4 protein-coding genes and 4 tRNA genes are annotated in these 8113 nt (G+C 70.4%); 2 read left to right on the forward strand and 6 right to left on the reverse strand.

Features of this window, described 5'->3' with window-relative positions; translation table 11 throughout:
• Nucleotides 1–83: 83 nt before the first annotated feature.
• Nucleotides 84–158: transfer RNA gene (locus tag ACLU3S_RS34245), tRNA-Asp, on the reverse strand.
• Between the two features lie 95 nt (nucleotides 159–253).
• Entirely contained in the window at nucleotides 254–4198 is a 3945-nt protein-coding gene (hrpA, locus tag ACLU3S_RS34250) for an ATP-dependent RNA helicase HrpA (RefSeq protein ID WP_413955881.1), read from the reverse strand.
• 265 nt (nucleotides 4199–4463) lie between these two features.
• Here hrpA and ACLU3S_RS34255 point away from each other — a divergent pair, with 265 nt between their 5' ends.
• Nucleotides 4464–5522, forward strand: coding sequence for an ABC transporter permease (locus ACLU3S_RS34255; protein WP_413955882.1), 1059 nt, complete (start codon nucleotides 4464–4466; stop codon nucleotides 5520–5522).
• A gap of 185 nt (nucleotides 5523–5707) precedes the next feature.
• Here the strand turns inward: ACLU3S_RS34255 and ACLU3S_RS34260 are convergent.
• From ACLU3S_RS34260 to ACLU3S_RS34275, 4 genes are all read right to left on the reverse strand, one after another.
• Nucleotides 5708–5784, reverse strand: a tRNA-Phe gene (locus tag ACLU3S_RS34260).
• Nucleotides 5785–5807: 23 nt separating this feature from the next.
• Nucleotides 5808–5882 (reverse strand) — tRNA-Asp (locus ACLU3S_RS34265).
• Between the two features lie 39 nt (nucleotides 5883–5921).
• A tRNA-Glu gene (locus ACLU3S_RS34270) sits at nucleotides 5922–5994 on the reverse strand.
• 80 nt (nucleotides 5995–6074) lie between these two features.
• Nucleotides 6075–7631 (reverse strand): metallophosphoesterase family protein, encoded by a 1557-nt coding sequence (locus ACLU3S_RS34275; RefSeq protein ID WP_413955883.1) that lies wholly within the window; start codon nucleotides 7629–7631, stop codon nucleotides 6075–6077.
• Between the two features lie 83 nt (nucleotides 7632–7714).
• On the opposite strand from ACLU3S_RS34275, the gene ACLU3S_RS34280 reads away from it, so the two are divergent.
• Nucleotides 7715–8065, forward strand: a complete 351-nt coding sequence (locus tag ACLU3S_RS34280) for a metallopeptidase family protein (protein ID WP_413955884.1) — start codon at nucleotides 7715–7717, stop codon at nucleotides 8063–8065.
• The last annotated feature ends 48 nt before the right edge of the window (nucleotides 8066–8113 follow it).

The raw sequence follows: 8113 nt of genomic DNA on the forward strand, positions 1-8113 counted from the left end.
GGGTCGCTGGGGCGCGGGGTGTGCGGGTCGCGGCACGCAGCGAGGCCCGCGTCCCTTGCGGGACGCGGGCCTCGATCTCGATGCGGTCCTGACGGGATTTGAACCCGCGGCCTCCACCTTGACAGGGTGGCGAGCACTCCAAACTGCTCCACAGGACCAGGTCTCGCGGCACTTGCTCGGCGCGTCGTGCTGCGAGAAGAGACTGTACAGGAGGGTGAGCCCCTGGTCGAACTCACCCTCGGTGGCAGGGCGGCTACGGTACGAGCGCGTCGATCGCCTTGATGATCCGCTTGTCGGAGACCGGGTACGCGGTGCCCAGCGCGTGGGCGAAGTAGCTGACCCTCAGCTCCTCGATCATCCAGCGGACGTCCAGGACCTGCTGCGGCACCGGGCGGCCCTTGGGGAGCTGCTCCAGGAGCCAGGCGTACTCGTCCTGCATCTCGTGGACCTTCTCCATGCGGGTGGTGTCCCGCTGGACGCCCGTCGGCATCTGCTGCAGGCGCCGGTCGGCGGCCACCAGGTAGCGCATCAGGTCGGGCAGGCGCCGTATGCCGGCCCATGTCACGAAACCGGGCTTCACGAGGGCGTCCAGCTGCTTGCGGACGTCCGTCAGGTTCGCGAGCAGCGCGGGGCTGCCGACGGCCTTCAGACGCCGCTCACAGGCCTGCCAGGCCGCGAGGACCTGCTGCACCTGGGCGACCGTGCGGATCGTCGTGTCGACGATCTCGGCGCGCACCTTGTCGTACAGCTTCCGGTACGACTCCTCGTCCCACGCCGGCCCGCCGAAGTCCGCGATGAGCTTGTCCGCCGCGGCCATGGCGCAGTCGTCGAACAGGGCCTGGACGGAGCCGTGCGGGTTGGCGGACAGGCCGAGCTTCTGCTGGTTGGTCAGCTTGTCGGACGCGAACTTCGCCGGGTTCACCGGGATGTTGCGCAGGATCAGGCGCCGCGTGCCCTTCCACATCGCCTCGGCCTGCTCGGCCTCGGTGTCGAAGAGGCGGACGGAGACCGTGTCGCCGTCGTCCACAAGCGCGGGGTACGCCTTCACCGGCTGGCCGGCCCGGCGGGTCTCGAAGACCCGGCTGAGGCTTCCGATCGTCCAGTCGGTCAGGCCCGTGCGCTCCAGCGACTCGCCGCCCTCCCGGGAGGCCGTGGCGGCCGCCGCCTGGGAGATGGCCTTGCGCGCCTTCGGCTTCAGCCTGAGCTTCAGCGCCTCCAGGTCCTTGTCCTCGGCCAGTTTCCGGCGCCGCTCGTCGACGATACGGAACGTGATCCTCAGGTGGTCGGGGACCTTCGCCCAGTCGAAGTCGTCCGCCTCGAACGGAACGCCGACCATGCGCTTGAGCTCGCGCGCCATCGTCACCGTCAGCGGCTCCCGCAGGGGCACCGCCCTGTCCAGGAACGCCTTGGCGTAGTTCGGCGCGGGCACGTAGTTGCGCCGGATCGGCTTCGGCAGGGAGCGGATCAGCTCCGTCACCAGCTCCTCCCGCAGGCCCGGGATCTGCCAGTCGAAGCCCTCCTCCGTGACCTGGTTGAGGACCTGGAGCGGGATGTGGACGGTCACGCCGTCGGCGTCCGCGCCCGGCTCGAACTGGTACGTCACCCGGAACTTCAGCTGCCCCTGCCGCCAACTGTCCGGATAGTCGGCCTTGGTGACCGCCTCCGCCGACTCCCGGATCAGCATCTCCCGCTCGAAGTCCAGGAAGTCCGGCTGCTCCTGCCGCTTGCGCTTCCACCAGGAGTCGAAGTGGGCGCCGGATACCACGTGTTCGGGCACCCGCTGGTCGTAGAAGTCGAACAGCGTGTCGTCGTCGACCACGATGTCCCGGCGCCGCGCCCGGTGCTCCAGCTCCTCGACCTCGCTGAGGAGTCTGCGGTTGTCGGCGAAGAACTTGTGGTGCGTGCGCCAGTCGCCCTCCACGAGCGCGTTGCGGATGAACAGCTCGCGGGAGACCTCGGGGTCGATGCGGCCGTAGTTCACCTTCCGCTGGGCGACGATCGGGACGCCGTACAGCGTGACCTTCTCGTACGCCATCACGGCCGCCTGGTCCTTCTCCCAGTGCGGTTCGCTGTACGTCCGCTTCAGCAGGTGCCCGGCGAGGGGCTCGACCCACTCGGGCTCGATCCTGGCGTTGACCCGGGCCCACAGCCGCGAGGTCTCCACCAGCTCGGCCGACATCACGAACTTCGGCTGCTTCTTGAACAGCGCCGAACCCGGGAAGATCGCGAACTTGGCGTTGCGGGCGCCCAGGTACTCGTTCTTGTTGCCGTCCCGCACGTCCTTCATCCCGACGTGGGAGAGCAGGCCGGCGAGGAGCGAGACGTGGATGCGGTCGCCGGCGGCCTCCTCCTCGTTGAGGTGGATGCCCATCTGCTTGGCGACCGTGCGCAGCTGGGTGTAGATGTCCTGCCACTCGCGGATGCGCAGGAAGTTCAGGTACTCCTGCTTGCACATCCGGCGGAAGGACGACGAGCCCCGCTCCTTCTGCTGCTCGCGGATGTACCGCCACAGGTTGAGGTAGGCGAGGAAGTCGCTGGTCTCGTCCTTGAAGCGGGCGTGCTGCTGGTCCGCCTGGGTCTGCTTGTCGGCGGGGCGCTCGCGCGGGTCCTGGATGGACAGGGCCGCCGCGATCACCATGACCTCGCGGACGCAGCCGTTCTTGTCCGCCTCCAGGACCATGCGGGCCAGGCGCGGGTCGACGGGAAGCTGGGCCAGCTTGCGGCCGGTGTCGGTGAGCCGCTTGCGGACGTCCTTCTGCGTGGGATCCAGTGCGCCCAGTTCCTGCAGCAGCTGGACGCCGTCGCGGATGTTGCGGTGGTCCGGCGGGTCGATGAAGGGGAACTTCTCGATGTCGCCGAGGCCGGCCGCGGTCATCTGCAGGATGACGCTCGCCAGGTTCGTCCGCAGGATCTCCGGGTCCGTGAACTCCGGGCGGGCGAGGAAGTCGTCCTCGGAGTACAGCCGGATGCAGATGCCGTCGCTCGTACGGCCGCAGCGGCCCTTGCGCTGGTTGGCGCTGGCCTGCGAGATCGGCTCGATGGGCAGCCGCTGGACCTTGGTGCGGTGGCTGTAGCGGCTGATCCGGGCGAAGCCGGGGTCGATGACGTACTTGATGCCGGGGACGGTGAGGGAGGTCTCGGCGACGTTGGTCGCCAGAACGATCCTGCGCCCGGTGTGCGGCTGGAAGACCCGGTGCTGCTCGGCATGGGAGAGCCGGGCGTACAGGGGGAGGATCTCGGTGAACCGGTACCTCTTCTTCTCCAGGGCGTCCGCCGTGTCCCGGATCTCCCGCTCGCCGGAGAGGAAGACGAGGATGTCGCCCTGCCCCTCCGCCATCAGCTCCTCGACGGCGTCGGTGATGGCGGTGATCTGGTCGCGATCGGCGTCCTCGGAGTCCTCTTCGAGCAGGGGCCGGTAGCGCACCTCCACGGGGTACGTGCGCCCGCTCACCTCGACGATCGGGGCGTCGCCGAAGTGCCGGGAGAAGCGCTCGGGGTCGATGGTCGCGGAGGTGATGACGACCTTGAGGTCCGGCCGCTTCGGCAGCAGCTGGGCGAGGTAGCCCAGCAGGAAGTCGATGTTGAGGGACCGCTCGTGGGCCTCGTCGATGATGATCGTGTCGTAGGCGCGCAGCTCGCGGTCGGTCTGGATCTCCGCGAGCAGGATGCCGTCCGTCATCAGCTTGATGAAGGTGGCGTCCGGGTTCACCTGGTCGGTGAAGCGGACCTTCCAGCCGACGGCCTCGCCGAGGGGCGTCCTCAGCTCCTCCGCCACGCGCTCGGCGACCGTGCGGGCGGCGATACGGCGGGGCTGGGTGTGCCCGATCATGCCGCGCACGCCGCGCCCCAGCTCCAGGCAGATCTTCGGGATCTGCGTGGTCTTCCCGGACCCGGTCTCACCGGCGACGATGACGACCTGGTGATCGCGGATGGCCGCCGCTATCTCGTCCTTCTTCTGGCTGACGGGCAGTTGCTCGGGGTAGGTGACGGCGGGCACGCGGGCACGCCGCTCGTCGATCCGTTGCGCGGCCCTGCCGATCTCGCCCTCGATCTCGGCGAGGACGGCGGCGCGGGCCTCCGGCTTACGGATCTTGCGCGCGCCCTCGAGCCGCCGCCCGAGCCGGTGCGCGTCGCGCAGCGACAGCTCGGTCAGGCGGGGGGCGAGGGTGCCGAGGGCAGGGGCTGGATGCATAGACATACGCGGTCCAGGATCTCACCCCCTTCGAAAAAGACGCGAACGATTTGCCCGGGGGCGGGAGAGGCGCCGGTCGCGCCCGACATGCGGCTGCGCCGAGTGGGTGTCTCGGGACGCACACGGCCCGTACCCAGCCATCGACGAGCACCTCCCGCAGCCATGAAACGGGCACCCCCGCGACATCGCCGGGCACCCCCTGCGACCTCGACGGTGTACCTTCCGCGACATCGACGGGCACCCCCTGCGACGAGATGCCAAAGTGACGGTTATGTCGGATTCGCCGCACGGGGCGCACGGCCGTCCACCCACCCGCGCGGAGCGCTGGGCGGCGTTCCGGGCGTCCCCCTTCCTCCCCGCCACGGTGCTCCTGCTGCTCATCGCCGCCGGGGCCGGGCTCTTCGCCGGCTCCTACACGTACGCCATGGCCAATCCGACCCCGCACAACATCCCGATCGCTGTGACCGGCGCGCACGACGAGCCGGCGGCCCGGCGGTTCGTCGGGGGCATGGACCGGGCCCTGGACGCCGCGCTGCAGCTGCATCCGTACGGCAGCCGGGAGGCGGCGGTGCGGGCGGTGGACCAGCAGAAGGTGTTCGCGGTGGTCGACGTGCCCGCGGGCGGCCGGGTGATCGGGATGGACGTGTCGGGGGCGTCCGGGTCCACGGTCGCCCAGGTGCTCACCCAGGCCGCGGTGGGGGTGAGCAAGGCCACCGGTACGCCGGTCGCGGTGCACGACCTCAAGCCGCTGCAGAAGGGCGACCCCCGCGGGCTGGCGATCTTCTACATCTCGCTGGCCGCCGTGGTCGTCGGCATGGTCGGCTCCATCCAGCTCGGCGTGCACGCGCGCGACCTGAACCCGCTGGAGCGCATCGCCTACACCGTCTGCTTCGCCCTGCTCGGCGGGTTCACGATCGCCGCGGTGGTGGACTGGTGGCTGGGCGCGGTGAAGCTGCCGTTCGTGGAGTCGTGGCTCATCCTCGCCCTGACGATGTTCACCGCGGGCATGGTGTTCACGATGTTCAACACGCTGTTCGGGCGGTGGGCCATGCTGCCGACCTGGGGCCTTTTGGTGCTGCTCGGCAATCCCTCGTCCGGCGGTGCCGTCTCCTGGCCCCTGCTGCCGTCGCCGCTCGGCATCGTGGGCCGCTGGCTGCCGCCCGGCGCCTCGGTGAACGCCCAGCACACCGCGGTGTACTTCCGGGGCTACCAGCACGCCTTCCCGTTCCTGGTGCTGGCCGGCTGGGCGATCGTCTCCTGCGCGGTCTTCGCGCTCTGGCGGCACCGGCACCCGGGCGGTCGGGTGACCGACCCCGCCCACGCGGCCTAGGGGGTGCGCTGGGCGGGCGGCGCGGAGGGTGCCGGGCCCGAACCGGCCGACGCGGCCCAGGAACCGCGGCGCCCGCACACCACTCAAGCGCACTGCGTGGCGTCGGCGTACCGGTTGGCGTGGGCAACACGAAAGGGCCCCTCTCCAGTGTCACTGGAGAGGGGCCGATGCCCTGGTGAGGGCGATGGTGGCTGGGGCCGGGGTCGAACCGGCGACCTTCCGCTTTTCAGGCGGACGCTCGTACCAACTGAGCTACCCAGCCACGAGGTCTCGGAGAGACCTCAGCGGTCCTGACGGGATTTGAACCCGCGGCCTCCACCTTGACAGGGTGGCGAGCACTCCAAACTGCTCCACAGGACCAAGCTGTTTGCGTGCAACAGTGTCGCACACGATTCTGCGTGCCCCCAACGGGATTCGAACCCGTGCTACCGCCTTGAAAGGGCGGCGTCCTAGGCCGCTAGACGATGAGGGCTATCGGCCCGCCTGGGCGCTTCTCAGCGCGTCGGGGACGTGAGAAGCATATGGGATGGCGAGGGGTATCGCCAAAACGGTTTACGGACGACCGGAGGCCGTCGCGCCGCTCCGCGCCGTCGGGCTCGGCGTGGCCCCCGGCAGGTTGTCGTCGGCGAGGTGCCGGCTGACCTCGGCCGTGGTCAGCCCCAGACCGCCCAGCTTGATCGCGTCCCAGGCCTGCAGCCGGTGACTGTCCCGGTCGAAGTAGAGGACCGAGGCCTCGATCGGCGCCGGGTACGTGCCCTCCACCGCGCGCAGCCCGCTGCCCCCGGTCGACCCCTCCATCCGCAGCCGAGTGCCGTAGGGCAGCTTCTCGTCCCCCTCGTGGTGCAGGTGCCCGCACAGCACCAGCGGCACCTCGCCGTCCGTCTCCCGCGCCGCCGACGGCTCGTGGGTGATCGCCACGTCCACGGGCGTGCCGGCCGCCTTCTGCGACCGCAGGGCGCTGGCCAGCCGGTCGCCCGCCAGCTGCTCGGACGCGTTGCCGCCGGGCACCGCCGAGCGGTCCGGGGTGAACTGCGGATCGCCGATGCCCGCGAAGCGCAGGCCGCCCACCGTCTGCGCGTGGCCGTCGTCCAGGACGTGGACGTTCTTCATACGCTCCAGATAGCGCTGGGTGGTCCCCGAGTCGTGGTTGCCCCGCACCCAGACGTACGGCGCGCCCAGGTTCGCGATCGGGTCCAGGAAGCCGTTCTCCGCCGCCGTACCGTGGTCCATCGTGTCGCCGGAGTCGACGATCACGTTCACGTTGTACTGCTTCACCAGCGAGGCGATGATCTTCCAGCTCGCCGGGTTCAGATGGATGTCCGACACGTGCAGCACTCGGATGGTCGAGGGGTCCGGCTGGTAGGCGGGGAGCGTCGAGGTGACGTCGTACAGCTTCGTCACGTTGGTCACCAGGCGCGCCAACTCCTGCTGGTAGACGTCGAATTCGGTGACGATGCTGCGCGCGTTGCCGATCACCGACGGCGCCGAGGACAGCAGCCCGGAGAACTTCGGCTCCAGCACCGACTTCGGGTTCCAGGTGGCGTACGCCGACGCGCCCGAGGCCGCGAGCAACGTCAGGGCCAGCCCGCCGGCCGCCAGCGCCCGGCGCGGGCGCCGGTAGACGGCCAGGCCGAGCGCGGTGGCACCGAGGACCACGGCGACGCAGGAGCGCACCGCCAGGTCGAGCGTGCCGTGCTCCACGTCGTGGACCACCTCGTCCTGGAGGCCGGAGATCCGCTCGGGGTGGTCGACCAGGGCCTGTGAGCGCAGGGGGTCCAGCCGGTCGACGTTCACGTCCAGGCGGACCGGGGCCACATGGCTGTCCAGGGTGAGCGCGCCCAGCGGGGACACGTTGATCTTCGTGCCGCCGGTCAGCGAGGGGCGCAGTGCCATCGTCGTGTTCATCGGGCCGACCGGTGCCCGCACGTTGCCCACGATCAGCAGGCCCAGCCAGGCGCCCACGAGCACGACCGCCGTGAGGCCGAGCGCGCCGAGCCACGGCCGGGGGCGCGGGGCCAGTTCCAGGGCCGGGAGCGGGCGGGCGCGCGGGGCGCGCTGCGAGATCCGGTTCAGCATGCTCCTCAGGGCGGCGACGGGGACGCGGGCCATTGGTCCCGTATGCCCATGTGCGGGCGCGGATATGCGACGGTTCGCCACTCTCCTACGGACGCCGGGTACCGGACAATGACCCTGTGCTGGAGATGACGCGCGAGGAGTTCGAGGAACTGGTCGCCGAGGCGCTCGACCGGATCCCGCCGGAGCTGACGCGGCTCATGGACAACGTGGCGGTGTTCGTGGAGGACGAACCGCCCGCGGACGACCCCGGCCTGCTCGGGCTGTACGAGGGGACTCCGCTGACCGACCGGGGCGAGTGGTACGCCGGTGTGCTCCCGGACCGGATCACCGTGTACCGGGGGCCGACGCTCAGGATGTGCAAGACGCGCGAGGACGTCGTCGCCGAGACCGAGGTGACGGTGGTGCACGAGATCGCCCACCACTTCGGCATCGACGACGCCCGGCTGCACGCGCTCGGCTACGGGTGAGCGGCGGGGCGCGCGGCGGCGCGGTGCACGCGCTCGGCTACGGGTGAG

Source organism: Streptomyces sp. AF1A (assembly GCF_047340315.1).
Classification (GTDB): domain Bacteria; phylum Actinomycetota; class Actinomycetes; order Streptomycetales; family Streptomycetaceae; genus Streptomyces.

Bases quoted from the DNA above. Each gene is read 5' to 3' on its own strand.
- hrpA (WP_413955881.1), bottom strand. From the start codon at position 4,198: ATGTCTATGCATCCAGCCCCTGCCCTCGGCACCCTCGCCCCCCGCCTG.
- ACLU3S_RS34255 (WP_413955882.1), top strand. From the start codon at position 4,464: ATGTCGGATTCGCCGCACGGGGCGCACGGCCGTCCACCCACCCGCGCG.
- ACLU3S_RS34275 (WP_413955883.1), bottom strand. From the start codon at position 7,631: ATGGCCCGCGTCCCCGTCGCCGCCCTGAGGAGCATGCTGAACCGGATC.